This window comes from Chitinophaga pendula (assembly GCF_020386615.1).
GTDB classification, from domain to species: domain Bacteria; phylum Bacteroidota; class Bacteroidia; order Chitinophagales; family Chitinophagaceae; genus Chitinophaga; species Chitinophaga pendula.
Genome location: NZ_CP077769.1, coordinates 4,115,050 through 4,140,090, shown reverse-complemented (window position 1 = coordinate 4,140,090; position 25,041 = coordinate 4,115,050). Strand labels below are relative to the sequence as shown.

The 25,041-nt window shown below is 48.8% G+C and carries 22 protein-coding genes and 1 tRNA gene; 14 read left to right on the top strand and 9 right to left on the bottom strand.

Going from position 1 to position 25,041, the window contains the following annotated elements:
• Positions 1-81 precede the first annotated feature (81 nt).
• On the top strand, positions 82-1,659 hold the full coding sequence (locus KTO58_RS14435) for a DUF255 domain-containing protein (RefSeq protein ID WP_095838685.1): 1,578 nt from the start codon (positions 82-84) through the stop codon (positions 1,657-1,659).
• Between the two features lie 80 nt (positions 1,660-1,739).
• On the opposite strand, the gene KTO58_RS14430 is transcribed toward KTO58_RS14435, so the two are convergent.
• Both KTO58_RS14430 and KTO58_RS14425 read right to left on the bottom strand, forming a co-directional pair.
• Entirely contained in the window at positions 1,740-3,080 is a 1,341-nt protein-coding gene (locus tag KTO58_RS14430) for an O-acetylhomoserine aminocarboxypropyltransferase/cysteine synthase family protein (protein ID WP_225859755.1), read from the bottom strand.
• Positions 3,081-3,279: 199 nt separating this feature from the next.
• The gene (locus KTO58_RS14425) at positions 3,280-4,380 is read right to left on the bottom strand and encodes a lipase family protein (RefSeq protein ID WP_095838687.1); all 1,101 of its coding nucleotides are present in this window, start codon (positions 4,378-4,380) and stop codon (positions 3,280-3,282) included.
• A 128-nt stretch (positions 4,381-4,508) separates the two neighbouring features.
• Between KTO58_RS14425 and KTO58_RS14420 the strand changes: the two genes are divergently transcribed.
• On the top strand, positions 4,509-5,009 hold the full coding sequence (locus KTO58_RS14420) for a VOC family protein (RefSeq protein ID WP_095838688.1): 501 nt from the start codon (positions 4,509-4,511) through the stop codon (positions 5,007-5,009).
• 61 nt (positions 5,010-5,070) lie between these two features.
• Here KTO58_RS14420 and KTO58_RS14415 read toward each other — a convergent pair whose 3' ends face one another.
• On the bottom strand, positions 5,071-5,607 hold the full coding sequence (locus KTO58_RS14415; RefSeq protein ID WP_198315240.1) for a 5' nucleotidase, NT5C type: 537 nt from the start codon (positions 5,605-5,607) through the stop codon (positions 5,071-5,073).
• 17 nt (positions 5,608-5,624) lie between these two features.
• Complete coding sequence (locus tag KTO58_RS14410) at positions 5,625-8,081, bottom strand: MG2 domain-containing protein (RefSeq protein ID WP_095838689.1); 2,457 nt, start codon at positions 8,079-8,081, stop codon at positions 5,625-5,627.
• Positions 8,082-8,295: 214 nt separating this feature from the next.
• Between KTO58_RS14410 and KTO58_RS14405 the strand changes: the two genes are divergently transcribed.
• Complete coding sequence (locus tag KTO58_RS14405; RefSeq protein ID WP_095838690.1) at positions 8,296-9,528, top strand: BaiN/RdsA family NAD(P)/FAD-dependent oxidoreductase; 1,233 nt, start codon at positions 8,296-8,298, stop codon at positions 9,526-9,528.
• A 60-nt stretch (positions 9,529-9,588) separates the two neighbouring features.
• On the opposite strand, the gene KTO58_RS14400 is transcribed toward KTO58_RS14405, so the two are convergent.
• From KTO58_RS14400 to folK, 3 genes are all read right to left on the bottom strand, one after another.
• Positions 9,589-11,079, bottom strand: a complete 1,491-nt coding sequence (locus KTO58_RS14400; RefSeq protein WP_304441924.1) for a catalase — start codon at positions 11,077-11,079, stop codon at positions 9,589-9,591.
• Between the two features lie 162 nt (positions 11,080-11,241).
• Entirely contained in the window at positions 11,242-11,880 is a 639-nt protein-coding gene (locus tag KTO58_RS14395) for a deoxynucleoside kinase (RefSeq protein WP_095838692.1), read from the bottom strand.
• A 100-nt stretch (positions 11,881-11,980) separates the two neighbouring features.
• Positions 11,981-12,475, bottom strand: a complete 495-nt coding sequence (gene folK / locus KTO58_RS14390; protein ID WP_095838693.1) for a 2-amino-4-hydroxy-6-hydroxymethyldihydropteridine diphosphokinase — start codon at positions 12,473-12,475, stop codon at positions 11,981-11,983.
• Between the two features lie 134 nt (positions 12,476-12,609).
• Here folK and sppA point away from each other — a divergent pair, with 134 nt between their 5' ends.
• The 5 genes from sppA (at position 12,610) to KTO58_RS14365 (ending at position 17,465) form a co-directional block, all read left to right on the top strand.
• Positions 12,610-14,382 (top strand): signal peptide peptidase SppA, encoded by a 1,773-nt coding sequence (gene sppA / locus KTO58_RS14385; protein ID WP_095838694.1) that lies wholly within the window; start codon positions 12,610-12,612, stop codon positions 14,380-14,382.
• Positions 14,383-14,522: 140 nt separating this feature from the next.
• Positions 14,523-15,629: an ABC transporter permease gene (locus KTO58_RS14380; RefSeq protein ID WP_095838695.1), complete on the top strand. Its 1,107-nt coding sequence runs from the start codon at positions 14,523-14,525 to the stop codon at positions 15,627-15,629.
• A 104-nt stretch (positions 15,630-15,733) separates the two neighbouring features.
• Positions 15,734-16,270, top strand: coding sequence for an SRPBCC family protein (locus KTO58_RS14375; RefSeq protein ID WP_095838696.1), 537 nt, complete (start codon positions 15,734-15,736; stop codon positions 16,268-16,270).
• Between the two features lie 62 nt (positions 16,271-16,332).
• Positions 16,333-16,872 (top strand): SRPBCC family protein, encoded by a 540-nt coding sequence (locus tag KTO58_RS14370; protein ID WP_095838697.1) that lies wholly within the window; start codon positions 16,333-16,335, stop codon positions 16,870-16,872.
• A gap of 101 nt (positions 16,873-16,973) precedes the next feature.
• A complete protein-coding gene (locus KTO58_RS14365) occupies positions 16,974-17,465 on the top strand; it encodes a DUF2911 domain-containing protein (RefSeq protein ID WP_095838698.1) in 492 nt (163 codons plus the stop codon).
• Between the two features lie 100 nt (positions 17,466-17,565).
• On the opposite strand, the gene KTO58_RS14360 is transcribed toward KTO58_RS14365, so the two are convergent.
• Positions 17,566-20,466, bottom strand: a complete 2,901-nt coding sequence (locus tag KTO58_RS14360) for an ATP-binding protein (protein WP_095838699.1) — start codon at positions 20,464-20,466, stop codon at positions 17,566-17,568.
• A gap of 244 nt (positions 20,467-20,710) precedes the next feature.
• Here KTO58_RS14360 and KTO58_RS14355 point away from each other — a divergent pair.
• From KTO58_RS14355 to KTO58_RS14340, 4 genes are all read left to right on the top strand, one after another.
• Positions 20,711-20,784 (top strand) — tRNA-Pro (locus tag KTO58_RS14355).
• Between the two features lie 287 nt (positions 20,785-21,071).
• Positions 21,072-21,815 (top strand): phage integrase SAM-like domain and Arm DNA-binding domain-containing protein, encoded by a 744-nt coding sequence (locus KTO58_RS14350; RefSeq protein WP_157752950.1) that lies wholly within the window; start codon positions 21,072-21,074, stop codon positions 21,813-21,815.
• Between the two features lie 49 nt (positions 21,816-21,864).
• On the top strand, positions 21,865-22,200 hold the full coding sequence (locus KTO58_RS14345) for a hypothetical protein (RefSeq protein ID WP_095838701.1): 336 nt from the start codon (positions 21,865-21,867) through the stop codon (positions 22,198-22,200).
• Between the two features lie 39 nt (positions 22,201-22,239).
• Positions 22,240-22,398, top strand: coding sequence for a hypothetical protein (locus KTO58_RS14340; protein ID WP_157752951.1), 159 nt, complete (start codon positions 22,240-22,242; stop codon positions 22,396-22,398).
• On the opposite strand, the gene KTO58_RS14335 is transcribed toward KTO58_RS14340, so the two are convergent.
• The gene (locus tag KTO58_RS14335) at positions 22,395-22,622 is read right to left on the bottom strand and encodes a hypothetical protein (protein ID WP_157752952.1); all 228 of its coding nucleotides are present in this window, start codon (positions 22,620-22,622) and stop codon (positions 22,395-22,397) included. The genes KTO58_RS14340 and KTO58_RS14335 overlap by 4 nt on opposite strands.
• A 578-nt stretch (positions 22,623-23,200) precedes the next feature.
• Between KTO58_RS14335 and KTO58_RS14330 the strand changes: the two genes are divergently transcribed.
• On the top strand, positions 23,201-24,310 hold the full coding sequence (locus KTO58_RS14330) for a hypothetical protein (RefSeq protein WP_225859754.1): 1,110 nt from the start codon (positions 23,201-23,203) through the stop codon (positions 24,308-24,310).
• 78 nt (positions 24,311-24,388) lie between these two features.
• Positions 24,389-25,027, top strand: coding sequence for a hypothetical protein (locus KTO58_RS14325; RefSeq protein WP_095838705.1), 639 nt, complete (start codon positions 24,389-24,391; stop codon positions 25,025-25,027).
• Positions 25,028-25,041: the final 14 nt, after the last annotated feature.

Here is a 25,041-nt window from a genome sequence, read left to right as displayed (position 1 = left end):
GGACAACCCATCACAGAGGTATTAACGAATCATTGACAGGCATACCCAATCCATAGGGAGAAAAGCGCCGTATATGATGATATGCGAGCGTTACGTACGATCATATACTTGTTAAGTGCTGCCAGTTGGGGAATCGCTCATCACGCCGCCGCCCAGTCTATTGACTGGCAACAATTTGATGCCACCGCTTTCAACAAAGCTCGCCAGGAGAACAAACCAGTCATACTAGACCTGGGTGCCTCCTGGTGCCACTGGTGCCACGTAATGGATGAAAAAACATACGGCAACACTACCGTCATCAACTACCTCGCCGATCATTACATCACCATACGTTCCAATCAGGACAAACGTCCGGACCTCTACGCCCGCTATAAAGACTATGGCTGGCCCGCTACCATCATCTTCAACAGCAATGGAGAAGAACTGACCAAAGAAGCCGGATACATGGAGCCAGATACATTCCTCACATTGCTAAAACGCTACAACGGCAATAGCAAACCTGCCATCCGCGCAGACCATTCGCCCGTAACCGCGCAAAAAGGAGTGTGGTCACCCCAGATAGCCCAGTACATCCGCAACGACTTCTTCGAATACCTCGACAAAGAACTCGGCGGCTATGACATGGAACAAAAATTCCTCGATTACGATGGTATCGCATTCGCCCTCACACAAAGGAATACCGACCCGACACTCAAAAAATGGCTGGATCGCTCCATCAAAGCATCCTACCAGCTAAACGATCCCGTTTGGGGCGGCGTTTGCCAGTACTCCAGCAACTACGACTGGCAACATCCGCACTACGAAAAGATATTAGGCATTCAAGCACGGTATATCAAAATATATAGCCGGTATTATCTCGCCACCGGCGATACCTCCGCACGCCGGCATGCACAGCGTATCATCGCCTACCTGGACACTTTCTTTAAAAGTAAAAATGCACTCTATTACAATTCACAAGATGCCGACCTCATAGCTGGCATACACGCCGGAGAATACTTCGCATTAAATGACCAGCAAAGACGGGCACAAGGTATACCTCGTATAGACAGCGCCTGCTACACCCGCGAAAATGCACAGGTAGCCGAAGCCATGGTATACTATTGGGCAGCAACCGGCGAACAACAATACCTCGACCGCGCGCAACAGATATTGCAAACCATCGTTCAGCAATATCGCCAGGCTGATAGCAGCTATTCACACGACCTGTTCCCCGCCGGAGCTCCGGCACTAGCAGATCAACTCTACCTCTGTCAGGCACTGCTGCAACACTATAATGCCAGCGGCAACACCGCCAACCTGCAAATAGCAAAGGATATCATGCAGTATATCCTCCGCCATTTCAAACGACCCGCAGGTGGCTACAACAGCTTCGCCGGCAACGACCCGCTACTCAAAGCAATACCCGTACTGAGCGAAAATATCGATCTGTGCCGGCTGCTCAACAAGCTGTCATACTATGGAGAACCGTCATTCAAAATAGCCGCCGGCAACATATTGGCATACATCATATCACCAACCGTACTAAAAGGAATTATAGCGGAACCAGGCATTCTAATGGCACAAACTGAACTCCGTCTGCCACCAAAACAAAACAAGATGGCCATACGTACTGCGTGGGCACAGCCGGCTGACTACTTCGTAGTTACATGGGACAAATAGCCGGCTGTAATAGGGGGACAAATAAAAACCCGGAAGTAACAACTTCCGGGTTCATTTTTTATAGCAGACAACAACGGTACTTAATTAGCCAAAGCAGGATCATTCAACTCCTTCACCGGCGACAACGCCTTCTCAATAGCCTGCTGCAAATCCGCTTTGATATCGTCTATATGCTCCAGCCCCAGCGAAATACGCAACAACCCGGGCTCTACACCCGCCGCCCGCTGCTCCGCCTCCGACAACTGCTGATGGGTAGTCGTCGCAGGATGGATGATCAGCGTACGCGCATCTCCCACATTAGCCAGGTGATATAACAACTCCAGCGAAGCGATAAGACGGTCAGCCACTTCCTTACCCCCCTTCACCTTAAACGATAACACACCACCAAAACCATGCTGCAGATAACGCTTCGCCAACGCATGATAACGGTTGTCCGGCAAACCGGGATAGTTCACATACTCAATCTCCGGATGCTGCTGCAACCACTGCGCTAACGCCAACGCATTGTCCGTAGTACGCTGCACCCGCAGCGATAACGTCTCCAGCCCCTGTAAGAACAGGAACGCATTCTGCGGCCCCAGCGCCGGCCCTATACTGCGTAAACCCGTCACCCTCGCCCGGATAATATAAGCGATATTGCCAAATGGACTGGCTGCGCCGAAAGTCTCCCAGAAATTCAACCCGTGATAAGCTTCATCCGGCTCAGAGAACTGCGAAAACTTACCATTCCCCCAGTTATAATTACCACCGTCCACAATCACCCCGCCAATACTGGTGCCATGACCGCCTATCCACTTGGTAGCAGCCTCCACCACCACATTGGCACCGTGCTCAATAGGACGCGCCAAATAACCGGCAGCCCCGAATGTATTATCCACCACCAACGGCAGATCATGCTTACGCGCAATCGCCGACAACTTCTCAAAATCAGGGATTGCAAATCCCGGATTGCCGATCGTCTCCACATACAACGCCTTCGTATTGGCGTCTATCAACCGCTCAAAACTCTCCGGCTCATCCAGGTTGGCAAACCTCGCCTCTACGCCTATACGTTTAAAACTAACCTTGAACTGATTATAAGTCCCCCCATACAGATATGAGGAGGTCACAAAATTGTCGCCTGGCAGCAAAATGTTATGCAACGCAATAAACTGCGCCGCCTGCCCGCTGGCCACCGCCAACGCTCCCACACCGCCTTCCAGCGCCGCAACCCGTTTCTCAAACACATCCGTAGTAGGATTCATAATACGGGTGTAAATATTCCCGAACTGCTTAAGCTGGAACAGGTCCGCTGCATGCTCCGCACTGTCAAACGTATACGACGTAGTCTGATAAATAGGCACCGCAGCAGACTTAGTCACCGGATCCGGCTGATAACCGGCATGTACTTGCAAAGTTTCGAACTTCCATTGTTTAGACATAAATAGCAGTTTTTTATGGTTTGAGAAAACAATTTGATCCTCCCGTACCCACACTGTCACACACACACAATCCCCCTCCGCGTCAGCCGGAAATGGAATACAACAGGTGCAAATGATGGTGGGAATACTTGATAGTTAATACCCTACAAATATAGTAGGGTATTTAGTAATTCCAAAAAAAGAATGCCTGCGGATAGTATTATTTTATAGAATAGATGTGCTCCAGTAAGTATTGATAGGGGGCATACATATGATGTATAAAGATATTTTTACCGTCAAATGGATAACGCTCATGATAGCCGGCTACCGGGTAAAGGATCACCGGTGTACCAGCCGTCGCATAATGATGACTGCTCACAAATGGCGGCATCTCATATTGTGGTATCACCTTTTTCACACGCTTATACAGCATCTTACCCAGGTATTTCTGCATACGGCGGCTAGCACGCTTACTCGACCGGTCCAGGTTACCGTAAACATGCCCCAATACCAGCCGTACAAAGAATGGCTGCGCACGCAACATCCCCTTTACATTCATAAAGGCATTGATATGATTGAAATCCCGCGTCGTCTGTATCGAAAATGGCGTCTCCGGTACCCAATCCCGTGCATTCACCACCCGAAAAGCCCAGCCCTCCCTCGTCAGGTAATCAAAGTCATTGGCATAATACTGATTACCTGGCTTCGGAGCAGCACTGCAATAAGTCTTAAATACAATATCCTTCGGAAAAGATGGATCATCAATATAAGCCAGGTAAGAGCGTAATAAATAACTGATCGCCCCTCCCTGACTGTGACCGGTGATAATAAACGCCCGGCTCCCTCGCCGGTAACAGTCCTTGATATGCTGCACGATATCAGTAGCCATACTCGCCAGCCCTAACACCCACCCCGCATGCACATAAGCACTGCTATCCTGTGCCAGCCGGTAACGGAAACTGCTGCTGTCACCAAATACAAGCGTACCACTGGCAGGAATCATACCGGCATAAAAATTCTCCATCCACGAATTAGCTTGACCTACCGTACCGCGCACACTGATGATCACCACCCCGTCCTCCCGTGTCCACAGATCCCAACGGTTGAACATAGGCGTAGCCTTAGACCGGTAAAGTAATCGATAGCCCGCCGGAGGTGGCGCAATCTTAGCCGTCCAGGGCGTATCAGCATGCAAAAATGCCAACTTCAGCACATCCTGGTATTCCAAAGGATCAAATCCGGCCTTCAGCGGCTGCGACAAAACAGGAGAGGTGCTCAGCAGAAATAATGGGAGTAAAAAAGCAAATAGGATCTTATTCATAGCACCTTAAAAATAATGAAATACTCGTATGATATCCATAGCTGAACAGATTGCAAGGGATATTGTTTATTTTCGATCATACAAACGTTATGGTAAAACCCCCATTTCAAACATCAAAACAACCACCAATGTCAGCATACAGTATACCACCACAGACACGCATCGGCCATGTACACCTGAAAGTAGCAGACCTCCAGCGATCCCTCGACTTCTATTGCGGACTCCTGGGCTTTGAGATCATCCAGCATTATGGTGCCGACGCCGCATTTATCTCCGCAGGGGGCTATCACCACCACATCGGCCTGAACACCTGGCAGAGCAAAGGCGCCGCCCCCGCACCCACACATGCACCGGGCCTCTATCATACCGCCATCGTATACCCCTCCAGGAAAGACCTGGCACTCATCTATAAAAGATTACGCAACGCAGCATATCCTTTCACCGGGTTTGCAGACCATGGCGTCTCCGAAGCACTCTACCTCGACGATCCCGATGGCAATGGCGTAGAACTATATTGGGACCGCCCCCGTGAACAATGGCCGCTGGATGCTGATGGCAAAATCACCATGTACACCCGCCGACTCAATATCACCGAACTACTACAGGAACTCGACCCTGTAACAGAATAAATAAAAAAAAGCCCGGTCCTAAAGACCGGGCTTCGTGTACACAGCACTGTGATTTTCCTGATTACAATAACTTCGCTGCCGCATCCTCCCAATGCAACACCCGCTCATAGCCTTCAATATGCACGTTATGATGACCCGTGTACAATAAAGGCCGACCCTTGAAATGCGCAAAGTTACGGGTCAGATCGTCTATCATAATATCCGTCTGCACCACACTCTTATCCCCGCAAAGACAATATTGACGCCATTCCAGGAAAGGAAAAAACTCCTGCAACCAATCATACTTATCCCGCAGGGAATTTGGAAACTCCATAGCTGCAGATACAATAAATACCTTGTACTTCTGGTTCAACTCCTTGATCACCCGCTGGGCATTAGGAAAAATAGCCAGGTCCCGGAAAAATCCCGGGGTGTTGAGATAACCCCTGATCACACCCTTCTGGTCCACAGGAAGGGCATCCTCCAAAGTCCTTCCATGCAACTCATCCTCGGAAAACAGTCGCCCGTAATCCCGGTAATACCACTCCCGTGCCTTGGTGATAGGATCTGCGATAGTCTCGTCCATGTCTATGGCAATAGACAGCTTTTGATCTTTCATTGCTCGGATTATTTAGATTAATACGTTGCTTCCACATGCCCTACACTACCGCCGGCAGTCATACCCTCTGCTACCACCCGGAAGTGTTTGGAGAAATCATTGTTGTAGAACTGTATCTTGGCCGTGTTAGTAATAGTATCGATCTGCACATGCGCATTCCAATACAGCGTAAGACGCTTGTCAGGTAATGCATGTACCTCTTTCCGTACCGCATAGTCAGGAGAATAAAACTCCTTGGCCAGGGCATAACCGGCCTTCTTATAAAGCTCAAAACCACGGATCGTAGCATCGCCGCCTTCTCCGCCTCGCTTAGTATACACCGCGATCGCACCATTAGCGCCTCCACCAAAACCTCCCATAAAAGGCGGACGGAATACCTTGATCATCGCCACATCAGATACCGGAATAGTACTCAACATATCCGTCTCTACCCGCATCTCATTCAGGTACAACGTAGGCGCACCCCCCCGCCAGCTAAGATTAGGACTGCTCAGGTTACCCGTAATGTTCAGACCGGCCACCTTGGATTGCAGGTACTGGAAGATGTTGAAAGCAGTAGGATTCTCCTTCGTCAGGTCAAAAGTATAACCATCACCGCCGGAAAACAACCCGCTGGTATATTTCTTATCAATACTTTCTGCTGGCTTAGGCTTACGGTCAATAATATTCACCTCCTTCAGGAATACCGTACGGCTGTTGATCGCACGGTTCACCCGGTTACCATCTGATACCGCCGTTAGGAAAGACTTCAGCAGACTGGCATCCACCGGCGGCGGTACCCGCATAGGGTAGGGGAGCTTCACCGGCGCCCGGTTGTCGAAAAAGTGCGCATTGAACTTTACACTCACATCCTTCCAGCGCTTATCCTTGTCATTACCCTGGTAATAGATCAACGCCGTATCTACAAACGCCAGGTTGGGAATATTGAAATCCCCCGCCACATCAGTAGGTGCAGACGCAAAGGTAGTAGAGCTGTCGATCGGCTGCTTGATCAGCAGATCTACCTTACCATTCGCCAGCGGATACCGCCCGTTGTTGGTAAAAGCAGTCCCCTTCAACACAATCCCCTGCTCGTAAGAAAATGGCAACCCCGGATAGTCGTTCGCCAATATCTTCTTCCAACTGAATCGTCTCCACCCATTGGTCAGCATCACCAGGTCCAACGCATTCGAACGGGCCGCCGCCGAATCCCCGAAATACCACGCCGGATTATGCACATACCCCTTGATGTCAGAGGTCAGCAACAGGCTGGAAACAATATTGTTCTGGTTCTGTATATTCTTCGGCACCTGGTCCGCATCCGTAACGGATACGGATACACTCGCACGCATACTGTCCGGCAGCTGCAGCGTCACTATGTTTTTCGCACGTTCCTCATTGTCGATCTGCTGAGCCTCCAGCGTCATAGTAAGCAGATCATTCTGCCGCACAAATGCCAACCGCTCAGACAACGGCAACCCATTGCTGCCAAACAGCGTGATCTGTAAAATACCCGAAGGCAGCATATTCGTAGGAATAAAACCACTGATCTTCCCCTCAGATGCATTCAACCTCGCCTTATACACCAGCTGATTGGTCATCTGCGCAACGATCAGCAGGTTATTGTTGGCAGTATCTTCCGGATGAGCCATCACAGCCTGGTAGAAGATACGGCTACCCTTGTTGTATACTTTCAAGCTAGCACCCGTCGTCATAACCGCCGGCAACGGCACCGTCTTACGACCGCCATTAGCTGCCTGTACAATAGCCTGGTAGGTCTCACCAGGCGCCGGCGTAAACTCCAGGCTGCCCATACCGTCATGCAGCGTGATCAGCTTGCCAATCTGTTTACCCTTACTGCTCTCTACCACACCGGCGATATCCACCGGATAACCGTCGGGTGCCGTCGCTTTAAAGGCCACCACATTACCAGCATCAGCGATCAACTGACCCCCCTCCGGGAAAAACTGTATAGCAAAGTCTTTATGCTGCGCCGTATCCACCGGCGTTGCAGCCGCATTCTTTTTCGTCTGATCCAATATCTCGATATCCCGGTAGTAAAGATACTCCGGGTCAAAATTCAGCATCCATGATGTATAGGCACGCAAACGATATACACCTGCCTTCAGCGTTTCCGGTATCTCAAAATCACCGGCAGATGTACCGGCATACACATCCGTCATCTTTTTCTGTACAATATTGCCGCTCTTATCCAGCAACTCCACATACATCGTACGCGCCTGCAACGCCATAAGGTTATCCAGCGTCACATAGCCCTTGAACCAGATCGTCTCACCGGCAGCATAATAATCCTTGTCTAGGTGCAGATACACCTTCTCCTGGGGATACTTCTTACCAAATTGTTCCAGTGCTTTTACAATCTTATCTGTCCAGTCTTCTACAGGAGCGTAAGAGAAAGCCCCTGTCAATACAAGTAGGAGGGAAGGGATGAGCCATTGCAGGCGTTTTCTGTTGAGCAATCGTTGCTGAGGCATGCAATAATTTTTTACAATAATAAGATCAAAATCCGTGCTTTACAATTCTGAACCTGTAAGGATACGCTATGTTAGGGACTAATCCGGCGCCCCTCGCAGGTTTTAAGAAAAATTTAAGACTCCGCCAGAAAGGTTTTAATAGAAATTATGTCGCTATTTCGTGGTACAATGCAAAGGATGTCTTTCTTTTGCAGCAGCAACTAAATCAATAACATTGTCGAAAAAGCGATTAGTGATAGCAGGTGGCGGCGCAGCAGGTTTCTTCTGTGCCGTCAATGCGGCCAGGCTCAGCCCCGGCCTCGAAGTGATCATCCTGGAGAAAACAGGTAAACTGCTCTCCAAAGTAAAAGTGTCCGGCGGCGGACGGTGTAATGTCACCCACGCCGCCCCCAATATACCCTATATGCTGAAACGGTATCCCCGTGGACAAAACTTCCTCAAAAAAGCATTCGGACACTTCTTCGTACCAGATACCATCGCCTGGTTCGCAGAAAGAGGTGTGACACTCAAAGCAGAAGACGATGGCCGCATGTTCCCCGTTACCGACAACTCACAGACCATCATCGATTGCCTGCTGCGCGAAGCCGATAAATACCGCGTACGCATAGAAACCCAACAGGAAGTAGAGAGCATTACCCGCCAGGATAATCGCTGGCGTATCACCTTACAACAGGGCAAAACCCTGCATGCCGACTTCGCCTGCATCGCCGCTGGCGGATACGCCCAGGCCGCCAAATTCGACTGGCTCAAAGCCGTAGGACACAGCATCGCCTCACCAGTACCGTCCCTGTTCACCTTCAATATACCCAAACATCCCATCACCAGCCTCATGGGCGTAAGCGTCCCCGATGCACAGGTGAAGATAGCGGGCACTAAACTGATGGAACAGGGCCCCGTACTCATCACCCACTGGGGACTCAGCGGCCCGGCCGTACTACGCCTGTCCGCCTGGGGCGCCCGCCAGCTGCACGACATACAATACCGCTTTCAGGTACAGGTCAATTGGATACCTTCCTATAACGAAAACTCCCTGCGCGAAGAGATACAACAACTGCGTTTCGCCTTAGGCGGACAAAAAATCCATCACCGAAATCCCTTCTCCCTCCCACAACGCCTCTGGACATTCCTCCTCCAACAAGCCGGCATAGGAGAAGAACTACGCTGGGCAGATCTCCCGGCCAAAGAACAAAACCTCCTCATCCGCCAACTGGCAGCCATGGAACTGTCCGTCAGCGGAAAAACCACCTTCAAGGAAGAGTTTGTAACCAGCGGTGGCATCCAACTCACCGAAATAGAACCCAATACCATGGAAAGCAGGATCGCCACAGACTTATTCTTCGCGGGCGAAGTAATGGATGTCGATGGCGTCACCGGTGGCTTCAACTTCCAGCATGCCTGGACCAGCGGCTGGATCGCCGCCAACACCATCGCCGGCCGCTGCCAATAAAAATGCCGGCTCGATCAACGGCCGGCACTTAAATATACATGAACATTTACCTGGAAACAGCTATCTAGTATGCCCCTGCACACCGTGCGACGGCATATCGATCGCCACGCCCAAACCTTGCGCCACACCCATTCCGAGTTGTATGTCGGCACGGAAGAAATGACATAACTGACGCTGGATGATCTGATCCTGCTTAGGTCCCGTAATACCACGCATAGAAGCAACGATATTGTGGATCGTATGCTGCTTATCCTCCGGTGTCAACAGTCGGAACAGGTTGCCTGGCTGCGTATAGTGATCATCCTCCCCGGCAGCATTACGGTCGTACCAGTCAGCATACAGGCCGTCCAGCGCTTGCCCGGGTGCCTGGTAAGCAATATCAGGTGTAATATCACCAAAGCTGTTCGGGAAATAATTAGGCTGATCCTCACCGTTATCATCTAACCGCATAGCCCCGTCCCGCTCATAATTATTAACTGCATACGGACACCTGTTCACCGGCAGCTGCTCATAATTCACCCCCAACCGGTAACGGTGCGCATCCGGATAGGAGAGCAGACGCCCTTGCAACATCTTGTCCGGAGAATAACCAATACCGGCCACCACATGCGAGGGCGCAAAAGCAGACTGTTCCACATGCGCAAAGTAATTCCGCGGAATCTCATTCAACTCCAGTACACCTACATCGATCAATGGATAATCAGCATGCGGCCACACCTTCGTCAGGTCAAACGGATTCCAGCGATAGGTCTTCGCCTCCGCTTCCGGCATGATCTGCACACGCATCGCCCAACGTGGGAATTCACCGTTGTCAATCGCTTCCACCAAATCGCGTTGCGCATGATCCAGGTCCTGCGACTTCATCGCCGCCGCCTCCGCATCCGTGAAGTTCTTAATGCCTTGTAAAGTCTTGAAATGAAACTTTACATAGAAACGCTCATTTTTGTCGTTGATAAATGAAAATGTATGACTGCCAAATCCGTGCATATGCCGGTAACTGGCAGGTGTACCTCGATCAGTCATCAATAGCACCACCTGGTGCAGACTCTCCGGGTTCAGACTCCAGAAATCCCATACCATCGTCGGACTCTTCGTATTCGTACGTGGATCACGCTTCTGCGTGTGAATAAAATCACTGAACTTCTTCGGATCCTTGATAAAGAAAATAGGCGTATTGTTTCCCACCAGGTCCCAGTTACCGTCTTCCGTATAAAACTTAACCGCAAACCCCCGTGGGTCACGCTCACTGTCAGCAGAACCCTTCTCGCCGCCTACCGTCGAAAAACGCAGAAACACCCTCGTCTGCTTACCAATAGTATCAAATATTTTCGCTTTAGTGTAGGAACTGATATCATGCGTAACAGTAAAAGTACCATAGGCGCCAGAGCCCTTGGCGTGCACAACCCGCTCAGGAATACGCTCCCGGTTGAAGTGGGCCATCTTTTCATGAAGAATGACATCCTGTAACAGAATAGGTCCCCTTGGCCCGGCCGTCATAGAGTTTTCATGCTCAAAGTAAGGAATGCCGGATGCCGTGGTCAGTTTTTTCATTTCAGCCATAAGATCTTTTTAAAGGAGTGAAAAAAGTTGCGTATACTAAAACACCGGTGCACACAGTGTCTCGTTGGCAGCTATTTGTTACCTCAAAAGTAGCGACCTTATGGATATAGATCGAAACAATAATTTTTATAACGACATAGATAATATTTATGATCAGCTATCAAGTAGCTGCAGATAATGGATACCGGGTTCGTACTCCTCCTCCAAAGCATCCAGCAGCCGCTGAAAATGAGTAGGTTCATTGAGAAAGTCCACTTTCGTAGTGTCTACCATCAGCGTACGCACCGGGTGTTGCCGGATATACTGCATATACATCTCGTGCACAGTACCCAGGTACTTGTCCTCTATCTTCTGCTCATAACTACGGTTACGCTTACGGATATTTTCCTGCAAACGACTCACCGGTGCATTCAGGAAGATCAGCAGATCCGGCTGTAACAATTGAGGGTTGATAATGTCAAATAACTTCTGATACAGCGAGTATTCATCAGCTGCCAGGTTCATCTTGGCAAAAAGAAGACTCTTCACAAAGAGATAGTCCGAAATGACCAGCTCCCGGAACAGGTCCTGGGTCTGCAACATATCTTTGAGCTGCTTGTACCGCTCCGCCATGAAGAACAGTTCTACCGGGAATGCATATTGTTTGGGCTTGGCATAGAATTTCGCCAGGAAAGGGTTGTCCGCAAACTCTTCCAGTATCAGCCTGGCATTGAAATGACCCGCCAGCCGGTTGGCTAGGGTCGTCTTACCAGCACCTATGTTCCCTTCTATCGTAATGAACTTATACTTCATGAATGTCCTTTTAATGTACTGCAATGGCAAAAGCCCCGCCTGGTATAGTGGATGCAGCGGCAGGATGCCAGGTAGTCAACAAATTGTTTTGAGTAATGATCTAATGTGCCTGTATATCCAGTTTTTTGGCGGGCAGCTCATCAGGACACTGCGCCAGCAAAGTGGTGATATCCTCCTGTAGTACCGGGTGTACCCAATGTGGTATGATCTCCTGTAAAGGCACCAGTACAAACTGGCGTGCCGCCATCCTCGGATGAGGGACCTTCAGCTCCGGCAGATCAATCACCTCCTGGTTGAAAAATATCATATCAATGTCGATCACCCGGGCCCCCCACTTCTGACGACGGATGCGGCCGATTTCGGTTTCTATTTCCAATAACGTGCGTAACAGAGGCAAAGCATCCAGTGAGGTCTCCACCTCCAGGGCCTGGTTGAGATAGTCGGGCTGCTGTACATTGCCCCAGGGAGCCGTCTCATACAGGGCAGAAGTTTTCACTACCTTACCCGCTATGCGGTCTATCCGCGATACCGCCTCCTGTAAGTTGGCGACACGATCGCCCAGGTTGCCACCTATAAGTAATATTGCTGTGTTCATGTATATTAGCCCCGCAAAAGTAGCCATATTCCTTATTTTTGACTATAGCATTAACAGCATTATTTTTGCAGACGGTACCATCCTCAAGCCTGGCACCTATTTTGAATCGGATTTAGTAATCATCAATAATCATTATGCGCAGTTTTTTTAAGATCTTTTTTGCGTCATTACTCGCATTCATTGTTTTTATGGTCATCGGTGTACTCGTTATCGGCGGTATTATCGCAGGTATGGTCGGCAAAGCCCTGGCCCCAGAAACCGTCACCGTTTCCCCCAATAGCGTATTGGTAATAGAAACCGGACAGTATTATAACGAACAAGCTACCCAAGACCCCGTAGCTGCCCTCACCAAACGTGGACCGGTATCAACACCCGGACTGCATGATGTGGTAGAACTGATACGGCAGGCCGCCAAAGATGATAATATTAAAGGTATCTATATAAAAGGTAGCGATAACCCCAACGGCTTCGCTACCACCGAAGAAGTACGCAACGCCCTGATCAACTTCAAACGCTCCGGCAAATTCATCTACGGCTACGCCGAATACATGAGCCAGAAAGGCTACTACCTAGCCTCCGCAGCCGATAAGATATATCTGCACCCCAAAGGAGGACTGGATTTCAACGGCTTCGCCATGAACATGATGTACCTCAAAGGTGCATTGGAAAAACTGGAAATAGAACCGCAGGTCATCTTCGATGGTAAATTTAAAAGCGCCACCGAACCCCTGCGCGAAAAACAAATGACTGATGCCAACCGCGTACAAACCACCCAATTCCTCTCCGAACTCTATGGCATATTCCTCGAACAAATAGGCCGCAACCGTAAGATCGATACCGCCTCCTTGCATCGATACGCCAACGAAGGCCTCATCCAGCAACCGGAAGATGCCCTGAAATATAAACTGGTAGATGGCCTTAAATACGATGACCAGGTAATGGACGAACTACGTACCCGCCTCGGCCTCAAAAAAGAAGATAACATCAACTTCATCACCATGGGCCAGTACGGCAGCGCCGAAAGCCCCTACAAAGAAGTCGATGGTAACAATAAAATAGCCGTAGTATACGCTGCCGGCAACATAGTAGGCGGCGACAGCGAAGCAGACAACGTCATCAGCGGTGAAGCCTTCCTCAAACATATCCGTAAAGTACGCCTGGACAAATCAGTAAAAGCCATCGTCTTCCGCGTCAACTCCGGCGGCGGTAGCGCCCTCGCTTCCGAAACCATCTGGCGCGAACTCGAACTGGCTAAAAAAGATAAACCAGTAGTAGTATCCATGGGAGACTACGCCGCTTCCGGCGGATACTATATCTCCTGCATGGCAGATTCCGTATTCGCACAACCCAACACCCTGACCGGCTCCATCGGCGTATTCGCCGTACTGCCCAACTTCCAGGGTTTCCTCAATAATAAACTGGGCATCACCTTTGATGGCGTGAAAACTGCACAATACGCAGATATGGGCAACGTAACCCGGCCACTCACACCGGCCGAACGCCAGATGATTCAAGCCTCCATCGATAGCACCTACGCTACCTTCAAATCCAGAGTGGTAGCAGGGCGCAAACTGTCTCCGGATGTAGTAGACAGCATCGCACAAGGTCGCGTATGGAGCGGCGTACAGGCAAAACGCCTCGGATTGGTAGACCGCATCGGTGGCCTCGACGATGCCATCACCAGCGCCGCCAAACTCGCCGGCATCAAAGACTACCGCCTGCGCCAATACCCCGAAGCACAAAACCCGATCAACAAGCTGATGAAAACCGTTAGCGGCGACGCCAGCACCAGCCTGATCAAACGCGAACTCGGACAGAACTTCACCATCTACCAACAGCTTAAACGCCTCCGGGAGATGACAGGTTCCGTGCAAGCCGCCCTTCCTTTTGATATGCAGATTAGATAAAAGAAACGTATCTTCCATGACCGTTTGACTTTATATCTTCCACCTCTTTTTTAACAACCCGCTGACATTCAGCGGGTTTTTTTATTATGGAAATGCCCAAAACGTTAGTAGCTTTACGCCAATTTTTTTAAAGGACGAGTATGTCAGATGTGCGATACAGCCAGTGGAAGGCAATGATGTCAATCACCAAAGCCAGCCTGCAGGCAATGTTCCGTAGCCCTTCGGCAGTAGTTTTCAGCCTGGGATTTCCATTAGTATTCATTTTAGTATTCGGATTTGTAGGCGACAGAGGACTGTCCCTGCGCGTAGGCGTAGATGCCAGCGCCGACACCGCTAACTATATCTACCAGGGCCTGAGCCATATCAAAGGCGTGAAGATGATAAAAGGCCAGACCCCCGCCGAAATGGACGAAGCTCTCATGAAAGGCAACCTGACAGCCGTACTCCGTATCACACCAAGAAAAGATACCAGCTACACCCAAAGCTATGATATCTTCCTGCGCACCTCCAAAGCTGCCGTCGACAAGATCGGCGTCCTGCAATCCATGCTCAGCGAAGTAGTACATCGTGTCGACGATCAGTTTCACCCAAGAACGTCCGTCGCCACCATCCACACACCCGACGTATTGCCCGGCAGGGTATATCGTACCATCGACTTTATACTGCCCGGCCAACTGGGATTCTCCCTGCTGAGCGCAGCCGTCTTCGGTACCGCCTTCCTATTCTTCAGCCTCCGGCAGACACTGGTGCTGAAACGTTTCTTCGCCACCCCCGTAAAACGTAGCTATATCATCCTCGGTGAAGCACTCAGTCGCCTCGTATTCCAGCTGTTCGGCTCCATCGTGATCATCGGCCTCGGACACTTCGCCTTCGGCTTCACACTGATACATGGCCTCGCTACCTTCGCCGAAATGCTGGTACTATGCCTCTTCGGACTGATCGTTTTCATGGGCTTCGGATTCGTCGTAAGCGGCATCGCCAAAAATGAAAGCACCATACCTCCCATCGCCAACATCGTTACCTTGCCACAATTCCTCCTGGCAGGTACCTTCTTCTCTATAGATGTATTCCCCGAATGGCTGCAACCATTCTGCCGCATCCTCCCGCTTACCTATCTCAACGATGCCCTGCGGAAGATCGCCTTCGAAGGACTGCATATATGGAACGTAGGACTGGAACTGGGCGTACTCGCACTGTGGGGGGTAGTCATCTATGCCGTCGCCGTAAAACTTTTCCGCTGGGAATAACCCCCCCCCCCGCCAGCACGTCGCCGCACATCGGAACATAAAAACGGATATGTCATTTTAAATGCCTAAATTATATCCGTGCTTGTTCCCTTAAAATTGCCGGTATGCAAATCTTCCTGTTACTGTTAGGCGCTTTAATAGTATTGTTACTGGGATTGTTCATTTATTCCATGTATCTGCCGGCAGCAGTCAAGGTAGAACGTGTACGGCAACTGTCCGCTACGCCCGAAACCGTTTTCGCCGAATTAGATAATCTCCGCAACTGGCAGCATTGGGAACCCTGGGCCAGCCGCGATCCCCGCGTATCCATCGTCTATGGCGAAAAAGACAGCGGCGAAGGCGCCGGCTACACCTGGAGCAGCCGAAAACCCGGCATGGGAAAAGGAAGCCTCCTCATCACCAGCTCCCGCCCCTACGAATACCTCTCCGTCGACATGCACACCACCCCTCAGGGACTTTCCAAAGTCAGCTTCCGGCTCGAACCAGCCGCCGGCGGTACCCGCGTCACCTGGACCATGATACTCTTCGTCGGTAAAAATCCCGTCTCCCGCCTCATGGGCAGACGATTCGACAAATGGGTAGGCCGAGACTTCGAAAAAGGACTGCAACGCCTTGATACCGCCGTCACCCACCAAGGTTAATCACCCCTCCTCACGTCAATGCCTTATTTATTACCTTTGCCCCTATTTGGAACCATAAGCTCATGCGTATAATAAAACTGTTTTTCATTAGTGCGTTCGTATTCGGAGCACTGATCTTCGGACTATCCCTTCTATTTCCCTCTACCGCAGTAGTAGAACGGGCAGGCACTATTGAAGCCCCCGTAGACTCTGTTTTTGCTGTCATCAACAACCTGCGTACCTGGGAACGCTGGAATCCTTGGCTGGCACCCGATGCCGCCCAACAAGTACAGTATGCACCCAATCCCGCCGGTAAAGATGCCTGGTATACCTGGTCCAATCCACAATACCCCGGCTCACTGGGCAAAACAACCATCATAGAAAGCAACCCGCAAAAAGGAGTATACTACCGCCTGGATTATAAAGGCATGAAAACAACCATCGGTGGCCTGGAGATCAGAGGCACAGAAGATCGCAAAGGCACCGCCATCCGCTGGTACCTCAAAACAGAATTGGGACTCACGCCCTGGTGGAAACTCAGAGGCTTCATGGCAGATCGCATAATGGGCCCACAAATAGAACAAGGTCTCACCAAGCTGAAACAAACCTGCGAAGGACATTAGCAAACAAATAGTCCAAAATGCTAATATTGATGAACGGTAAAGTACGATAGCAAGAATCACTGTAATTTTCTGCGGGGAAAACCCTTAAAAACGAAAACTATATGAAAAAACTCCTGTTCATGCTCACCATGCTGCTGACCACCGGTAGCCTGGCATTTTCTCAGGCGGTAAAAAGCCCTGAAGTAACTGTTGAAGGTAAAAATGTAAAAGTTGTTTACGGACAACCTTCCAAAAGAGGCCGTGTTATCTTCGGCGAACTGGTACCTTATGGCCAGGTGTGGCGCACTGGTGCTAACAAAGCCACGGAGATCACCTTTGCCAAAGACGCTACCTTCGGCGGTAAACCAGTGAAAGCGGGTACCTATTCCCTGTTCACCATTCCTGAAAAAGAAGAGTGGACGATTATCCTCAACAGCGCACTGAAACAATGGGGTGCCTACGATTACGAAAAGATCAAGGATAAAAACGTGCTGGAAGTAAAAGTACCAGCTGCTGCCACTAAAGCAGAAGTAGAGAAATTCACCATCACCCTGCCAGCTAATCAACTGGTACTGGAGTGGGATAAAACCAAAGTAAGCGTACCGGTGAAATAAGTCGCATCGATACCCTTAAATGAAATGTGCTAATGGAGGATGTATCATTCCTGCATTAGCACATTTCATTTAAGGCAGGTGTTAAAATCTGCCTTACCAGCTAGTCGATCAGCCTGTAGAGCGTTTCGTACAACACGTTCGCGTTATACGGTTTGTGTATCAGTTCCGTTACCTCCAGCACCTGTAATCTCTCTTTCACCTCAGGCATCACATCTGCAGTCAGTACTACGATAAAAGCCTGTGGTTGCAGCGATTTGATATAAGGAATGGTGGCATAACCATCCATCTCCGGCATATGCAGGTCCAGGATGATGCCGTCAAAAGGTTGCTGCTCCATCAACACCACAGCCTCCCGACCATTAGCGGCAGTCATAGTATGAGCACCGGTACGTTGTAATTGCTGTACCAGCACCATCGCGTTGATCTGGTTATCTTCCACGATCAGGATACACTGGCCACGCAGCCGCTCTTCCGGCGTATCCGAACGGGTAGGTGCCTGGCTGGATAACGTCGGCTCCGGCAGCGGAAAACGGATGGTAAAGCTGAACGCCGACCCCTTGCCCGGTTCACTTTCTACCTCGATCGTACTGTTATGCAACGCGACCAGTTTTTTGGTGATAGCCAGTCCCAGCCCGGTACCATCATGACGACGGTTACGTTTACCATGTACCTGCACAAAGCTCTCAAATATTTTCTCCTGCATCTCCTTGTCAATACCATCACCGGTATCCTGCACCCGGAAATTGATCGCAGCCTCCTGGTGCAACAGCTCCTGCAAATGTACATCAATGAAAACACCACCTTTTTTGGTGAACTTAATGGCGTTGTTGATCAGGTTACTCATGATCTGGTTCAGACGTACAGGATCGCCGATGATCACCTCCGGCAGATCAGGATCCAACGAAGTATAAAGCCTGATCTGTTTGGCTTTCGCCAATGTCAGGTAATTGCTTTCTATATCTTTTACCAGGTCTTTCAATTGAAAAGGATGATGCTCCAGTTCTATCTTGCCCGCCTCTATCTTACTAAAATCCAGGATGTCGTTGATCAGGCTGAGTAAATGCCCGGCAGCAAACTGCAGGCTATGTACCAATCCCGCATGCTCCGTATCCTCCTCCAGAAGATTGGCAATACCAATGATGCCATTCAGTGGTGTACGGATCTCATGGCTCATCGTAGAAAGGAACTCGCTGCGGGAGCTGGCCGCTTTTTCGGCTGCTTCCTTGGCATGCAACAGCTCCAACTGGGCGATCTTCTGATCAGTAATGTCCATGACGATACCCCGAATATGGGTCAGCTCTTCCTCATGCAATACCGGTTCCCCTATCGTCCTTACCCAGCTTTGTTTACCCTGAAAGGAGATATGTCGCACTTCCAGGTCGAAAGAGCACCGCTCCTGTAAAGTCCTCTCCAGTGCCGCCAGCAGCCGCGGACGATCGTCCGGATGGTAAAACTCAAAGCAGGCATCCAGTGATACCCGATAATCCAAAGGCACTTCCCGTAGTTCATACACCTGTCGGGTCCAGTACATCTCCCCACTTTTTACATTGTATTCCCATCCGCCTATCTTACCGATATTCTGGCTCACCTGCAACAGCTGGTTACTTCTTTCCAGCTCTGCCTTGGTATTTAGTAGCTGCTGCTCATTAAGTTTGCGGAAACTGATATCCTTTATCAGTACCGCCAGACGACGGCTCGTCTCGCCATGTATGAGGCTGGCTTTTAAACGGTACCACCTGTCCGGCTGCCGCATATCAGGATATTCTATCTCCTGTGCAACCCCACTATCCAGTACTTTATCTAACAATTCATTAAAGGTTGGGCCCATCTTGGGTAGGAGAGACAGCACACTTTTCCCCAGTATATCCTTTTTAGGGAAGAATAATACCTCCTCATTCCTGCACCATACTCCCGTAAAGACCTTCTGTTCGTCCAGTTCAAATACGATGTCATCCAGTGACGATACCAGCGCCTCCATATGCATCGCCAGCTGCTCTTGTTGCTGCTCCATACGGGTGCGCTGTTGTTCAAGGCGGTAGGCCGTGATCAGCGAACCATAAGTGGTGAGCAGTGGCGCAAGGAAGTCGGCCAGATCCTGGTCATATCCCCCAGGCCGGTTGGCAATACCCACCATGCCGACCAACTGCTGGTTATAGCGTACCGGCAGCCCCAGAAAACATTTGATTGGTGGTTGACCGGGAGGGATATGCCGGCGGCGGCGCTGACTGGGGTGATTGTTGATGACCGGCTTGTCCTTGCGAAGTACATATCCGAAGAGAGAATCTACGCTGGACAAGATAAAGCGATGATGCTCCTGCTGGTATTGCTGCATGGTCGCATCATTCCAGGAGCGGTTGATCAGGGCATGAGTATGCAGGAAAGGCCTGCCGTTGTCATGGATCTTCACTTCGCCGATAAATCCATATTCACTATCCGTAAGCGCCAGTATCTTGGTCAGGAAGTCGAGAAACACACGATCCGTGCCTTTATAGAGGTTGAAATCTTCGTGCACCTTACACAACACTTCCAACAGGCGGTTCTGACGGATCAGCTGTTGCCGGGTATGTACATCGTCTGTCATATCATAAATGGAGCCGATGACATAGGACGGGATATTATCCGCATCCTTCACCGGTTGTATATGTAATCTTACATGGCAGATGCCCAGTGGGGCAGGCCGGTGTAAGGAAAGATCATGTTGTATGGCCGCATTGCCCTGCGCACACCGGCGTATGACTTCCAGGAAAGTAGTCACCTGATTTGCCGGTAATAGCTGCAACCATCCCTGTTCCAGAGAGTCGGCGGCAGTAAGGCCGGTAAACTGTTCCCAGGCACTATTGACGAAGAAACAATCGCCGGAAAGCTCCGTTTGGAAAACGGCAATGGAAGCCTGCTGCAGTAATACCTTCAGTATGGGGTTATTTTTCTCGTAGGGAACTACGGTGTCAGTAGGTATGATGCTCATGCGACTCTTAGTGATGGGTTGTCCATTTTTGATCATGGAAATGGATTTTAGATGAGGGGAAAAGTAAGCCAGTCCTTACCCGGGGGCCTACATCCATCTGATATCAATGGATAACCGTTGTTTTAAATTTACTGAAATATCGACTACTGTCCCGGCAATAGTGCACAAATGTGCATATCTTTTGCGATATCAGGAGTGCTGAGAATAAAAAAGTTATAAAAGTTGATAAGATTTCAAAAAGGTTCTTAAATTTGCCCACCCCGAAAACCGGCATTCCCCTCGGGATGTAGCGCAGCCCGGTAGCGCGCTTCGTTCGGGACGAAGAGGCCGCTGGTTCGAATCCAGTCATCCCGACAAATCTGCGTTCATCCGAATGCAAAAGCTCGTAAATATCACTATTTACGGGCTTTTTTTATTTTTCTCCTATCAAATTATAACATGTTGTAGCAATTATTCTGAGAACAGATCATTGAACAGTTTAGATTTTTAAGTTTGTTCTTAAAGCTGACGTAATAAATTGATTTACAATCAATGATGTTAGTGAGGCTTGATCTGATCTGGTCCTGTTTAGCATTCAAATTCTGTGCTCATTAAATCATCAGGTACCAAATCAAACTATTCACCTTTAAAATTTAATGAGTATGAGAAACACAGAAACGTACGGATTGCATTTCTTCCTTCGAACAGGAAGAGGAAAAGTCGGCCAAGCGGCCATCTATGCTAAGATCACGGTTAACGGTAAGTCGTCTGAAGTATCCTTAAAGAAACAGATTAGTCCCGCTGACTGGATTCCCAAGGCCGGTCGCGCTAAGCCCCGGACTATAGCACTGAAGCAATTAAATATGTGGTTAGACGAACAACGGGGGAATATTCATGGACATTACGATGATTTAAAAAAGCACAAAAAAGTGGTCTCTTCCGAAATGCTGAAGTTGGCTTATCTCGGGATTACAGGAAAGGAAGAAACACTGCTTAATTTATTTAAGTTTCACAATGATGAAATGAAAAGCGAATTATCTGAAGGTACGCTCAAAAATTACAGAACAACCCAAAGTTATGTTACCGCTTTCCTTAAAGAAAAGTTCAAAAGAGAGGACATTTTTTTAGTGGAACTTAACTATGCTTTTATAAAGCTGTTTCACGTATTCCTACAGAATTTTAAGCCGCCACGAGACTACAAAATGCTCCATAATAACGGAATTATGAAGCACCTGGAGCGACTCAGGAAAATAGGTAAACTAGCTCATAAAATGGAATTTGTGGAAAGGCATCCCTTTGAGCTATTCGAATTGAATCTTCATGAGTTCGACCGGGGCTTCCTGGATGATGTAGAGCTTTATCGTTTGGAAAATACATCTCTAAAAGTTCTGTTTTTTGATTTTTGATTCATGATGTAGTTTGTTTTATCCTTCTTATCTCCCTATTGTAGGTATAATGGAATTACAAGTACGCGGGGCTTTTTCAGGCCCCGCTTTTTTGAATGGCATTTTGGATAGTACTGGCTTTGATGTAAGCATGCATTTAAATTCAGCAAATTTAGGAGAACCAATTATCGATTGTATGCCTAATAAAATCACGATCGAGCAAGCTGGAAAACCACCGTTATTGCTGGTTACGGAAAGCGAAGCATTGCACCCTGCAGATATCTTGAAGAGCATTGCCCGGAAGCTCGGTATCCTAAGACAGGAGACGCTATCGCTTTCCAGCTATTCGGAGGCTTTGGCGTACCCTGCATTATCGATGATGCTCAGTTCGTGGATTATGCGCTGAAGAATAAAAAAAAATGCTGGTACTGAATTCACTCAAGACATGATGGCCGCCCTTGCCGCAGACCTTGCAGAGCTGGCGATTACCGAAGCGTTGAAGAAGGCCGGTGTAGCAACCGTAAAGCTGGGCAATGCCCTTACATTCATCGGCATATTGCTTTCCAGCTCTGATATTGCCGACGTACGCTATCTCCGGAATTAAAACCCGTTATTACACCCCAAAACAACCAGGATGACAAAGGCGGAGCAAAAGGCACTCATGGAGTGGGCGGTGATGATCCCAAGATGGGTGGCGCCAAGTATGAGGGTGGTATGCCTGGAGGGATTGTGGGCAGCGGGGCAGGCGGCGATAGCGGCGTGGATGGCGAAAAGGCTCCTGGTAGCAGTCATGGTGATGGCGGAGGCCCCATCATCTTTGGAGATCATGAGGGATTGGCAATAAATGTTCCACCTGGTGGCTGTGGAATGGGGGAGGAAGTAGCAATGGACCTAAAAAGGATAAGCAGATACCTGAAGATCCCAAGTGATATAAGGCGGTGTTACACGCTCTTTTGTAAATCTCATTTACATTTTACTGCACAACCTAATATGCTTACCGTTGAGTACGCAAGAAACATTTGCGTGTTTGACGGTATTTTTCATTCTGCCATTTTCCGGTAGCAGGATTTACTATCTTTCATTGTGTAAATCGTGTGATACACGGTTGTGTTGACGGTATTACAGGGAATGCTAACTAAACTCCATACTGAAAATTTATCCCGCTACGCCCAGGGTAAATAATCAAATTTCAGGTATCTCTTGCTAAGACGTAGTTGTAACCTATTACAGCGTTCATCTGTATCGGAAAGTGCTTTTTGGGTAAACGGTCTTCATGATCGTTAAGCCGCCCCATTTTATACCATGCACCGATCCGGTAATATCCCGGTAAGTTGCATTGTACTGTAATACTATGCTTATATATCATATCAGCAGGTATCCCTTTTATCTAAACTTAAACCACTATCATGAAAAAAAATTTCATCTTCGCTGTGCTGGCACTTTTGTTCTCCTCGTTATTGTATTTGTCCTGTAGCAAATCAGATCTAAAGACCGATACCGGCAAATCGGAATTAGTTGCTGAAGCTAAACAATGGTGGGACAAGACTAACCATGCGGACCTGCCTGTAAACTGGCAGTATGCGTATAAAACCGGGGTTGGATCAGCTGAACAACCGGTTTTGATGGTACCTATTCGCTGGGATATAAGAATTGTAGGAATTAGTGCCCGGACATACAAGGAATTATTGGTGTATCGATCTGCCAATGGCGCATTCAGTGCAAAGATCCAGGAAGTAATTCAGAAAAATATGTCCACAGATGCCTCCCAGAAATTTACGGGCTATGTACGCTTTTTTGACCTGGACAGTAAACTCTTGTCTGCTGGGTACTTTATGGATGGCCAGGCAAAGGAAAAAATCAAAGTAGAGCAGTATCCATCTGTCGAGGCTTTCAACAGAGCTCCCAGGACCGAAGGATGTACGACCTACCAGGTGGGCTATTTCGATGACCAGCACGTTTTTAACGTTGTGCTGACCACGGTTTGCACCGTAGACGGTCCTTTCCTGCCAGGTGGAGATCCCAATGCTCCCCAGGAGCCGATCGATCATAAGCCGGACCATGGCGGCGGCGGTGGGTTCGATCCGAATATCGGCAATCCAACTTTCGAGATCGCTGTGGACAAAGGGCATATTTGCGGTCACTATAATTTTGTCTCGGTTGGCAATAGCTATACTGCCACGGTAACCGGAGTAGGCGTAATGTTTAGCCATGCGACCAAGGGCGCATTCAATTTTGAGATGGGAGAATATTGTGTAGAAATTCCGGAATATGGCTTGGATGCAATCCAGGCTTCCAATGCATGGATCAAGATATGGAATCGTGCCGTTGACGAAACCAAAGAAGATCTAGATGCAATTCTCGGCCCGGTATTACCTGGTGTTATTCAGCAAATTTTTTCAAGAAAATTGCAATCAGTAATGAATACCTTACGGCCAGGAGGAAAGGTCGCCAAAGGCATATGTCTGGGTAAAGGAGCGAATATCCCTGAATCTCCAATGAAATATGATTGTAAATAATTTATTACATTGTAAGCCGGCGTTATATCAGGAAGGAATTTTCCCGGTATAACGCCCATCAAATTTGAATATACCCTTATGAATACAGAAGAAGTATCTTATTTACTAAGCCAGATCCATAAATTTTATCCCATTGGACTGCCTGGCCTCACTGGCTTTCCCGGTGAGGAAGAATATCGGGCCATTGGCAGTAATAAGATCGACAAGGTTATTAGTAAGGAATCAACTCCCTGGACTTCTTTAATAGCAAAACTTCAAATGGGATGCTCCTTCCGGATCAGGGATCTAGCGCATCGGCAATTCCCTTCCTATTCAATGGAAATTATTTTCGGCGAGCAGGAAGAAAGAGGGATCGAAATATTCCAAAAATTAATCCTTAACGTATCCTTGCTGTGTGCCCGTTTTACGCTGTTTTTTGAGGATGAGCATCGATTTAAGAATTATAATACCGGAGCAGGAACTATCCCAATTTATACGGTTCTGTCCATGGAACAAAATCCACTATTTGAAAGGCAACAGCAGTTTATTCATACTATAAAGAAAGTTGTACCGGAATATTTCCCTGACTACACTTTCCTGCCGCATCGATCGTTGTTCGCAACCGATATTCAAGGTGGACTGCCTTATCCAGCTCTTTACCAGGATAATTTCCCGTTCTACACGTATCTGTTCGATGGCGCTTTCACGCGGTCGGAAAGTATTCATATTCTTAAATAGTATAGGGCGCAATC

What these genes read in the sequence shown, in the direction of transcription:
- KTO58_RS14410 (WP_095838689.1), bottom strand. Translation starts at nt 8,081, where the DNA reads ATGCCTCAGCAACGATTGCTCAACAGAAAACGCCTGCAATGGCTCATC.
- sppA (WP_095838694.1), top strand. Translation starts at nt 12,610, where the DNA reads ATGCGCAGTTTTTTTAAGATCTTTTTTGCGTCATTACTCGCATTCATT.
- KTO58_RS14375 (WP_095838696.1), top strand. Translation starts at nt 15,734, where the DNA reads ATGCAAATCTTCCTGTTACTGTTAGGCGCTTTAATAGTATTGTTACTG.
- KTO58_RS14395 (WP_095838692.1), bottom strand. Translation starts at nt 11,880, where the DNA reads ATGAAGTATAAGTTCATTACGATAGAAGGGAACATAGGTGCTGGTAAG.
- KTO58_RS14340 (WP_157752951.1), top strand. Translation starts at nt 22,240, where the DNA reads ATGATGGCCGCCCTTGCCGCAGACCTTGCAGAGCTGGCGATTACCGAA.
- KTO58_RS14335 (WP_157752952.1), bottom strand. Translation starts at nt 22,622, where the DNA reads ATGATCTCCAAAGATGATGGGGCCTCCGCCATCACCATGACTGCTACC.
- KTO58_RS14415 (WP_198315240.1), bottom strand. Translation starts at nt 5,607, where the DNA reads ATGAAAGATCAAAAGCTGTCTATTGCCATAGACATGGACGAGACTATC.
- KTO58_RS14370 (WP_095838697.1), top strand. Translation starts at nt 16,333, where the DNA reads ATGCGTATAATAAAACTGTTTTTCATTAGTGCGTTCGTATTCGGAGCA.
- KTO58_RS14350 (WP_157752950.1), top strand. Translation starts at nt 21,072, where the DNA reads ATGAGAAACACAGAAACGTACGGATTGCATTTCTTCCTTCGAACAGGA.
- KTO58_RS14430 (WP_225859755.1), bottom strand. Translation starts at nt 3,080, where the DNA reads ATGTCTAAACAATGGAAGTTCGAAACTTTGCAAGTACATGCCGGTTAT.
- KTO58_RS14325 (WP_095838705.1), top strand. Translation starts at nt 24,389, where the DNA reads ATGAATACAGAAGAAGTATCTTATTTACTAAGCCAGATCCATAAATTT.
- KTO58_RS14420 (WP_095838688.1), top strand. Translation starts at nt 4,509, where the DNA reads ATGTCAGCATACAGTATACCACCACAGACACGCATCGGCCATGTACAC.
- folK (WP_095838693.1), bottom strand. Translation starts at nt 12,475, where the DNA reads ATGAACACAGCAATATTACTTATAGGTGGCAACCTGGGCGATCGTGTC.
- KTO58_RS14330 (WP_225859754.1), top strand. Translation starts at nt 23,201, where the DNA reads ATGAAAAAAAATTTCATCTTCGCTGTGCTGGCACTTTTGTTCTCCTCG.
- KTO58_RS14435 (WP_095838685.1), top strand. Translation starts at nt 82, where the DNA reads ATGCGAGCGTTACGTACGATCATATACTTGTTAAGTGCTGCCAGTTGG.
- KTO58_RS14360 (WP_095838699.1), bottom strand. Translation starts at nt 20,466, where the DNA reads ATGATCAAAAATGGACAACCCATCACTAAGAGTCGCATGAGCATCATA.
- KTO58_RS14345 (WP_095838701.1), top strand. Translation starts at nt 21,865, where the DNA reads ATGGAATTACAAGTACGCGGGGCTTTTTCAGGCCCCGCTTTTTTGAAT.
- KTO58_RS14400 (WP_304441924.1), bottom strand. Translation starts at nt 11,079, where the DNA reads ATGAAAAAACTGACCACGGCATCCGGCATTCCTTACTTTGAGCATGAA.
- KTO58_RS14365 (WP_095838698.1), top strand. Translation starts at nt 16,974, where the DNA reads ATGAAAAAACTCCTGTTCATGCTCACCATGCTGCTGACCACCGGTAGC.
- KTO58_RS14425 (WP_095838687.1), bottom strand. Translation starts at nt 4,380, where the DNA reads ATGAATAAGATCCTATTTGCTTTTTTACTCCCATTATTTCTGCTGAGC.
- KTO58_RS14380 (WP_095838695.1), top strand. Translation starts at nt 14,523, where the DNA reads ATGTCAGATGTGCGATACAGCCAGTGGAAGGCAATGATGTCAATCACC.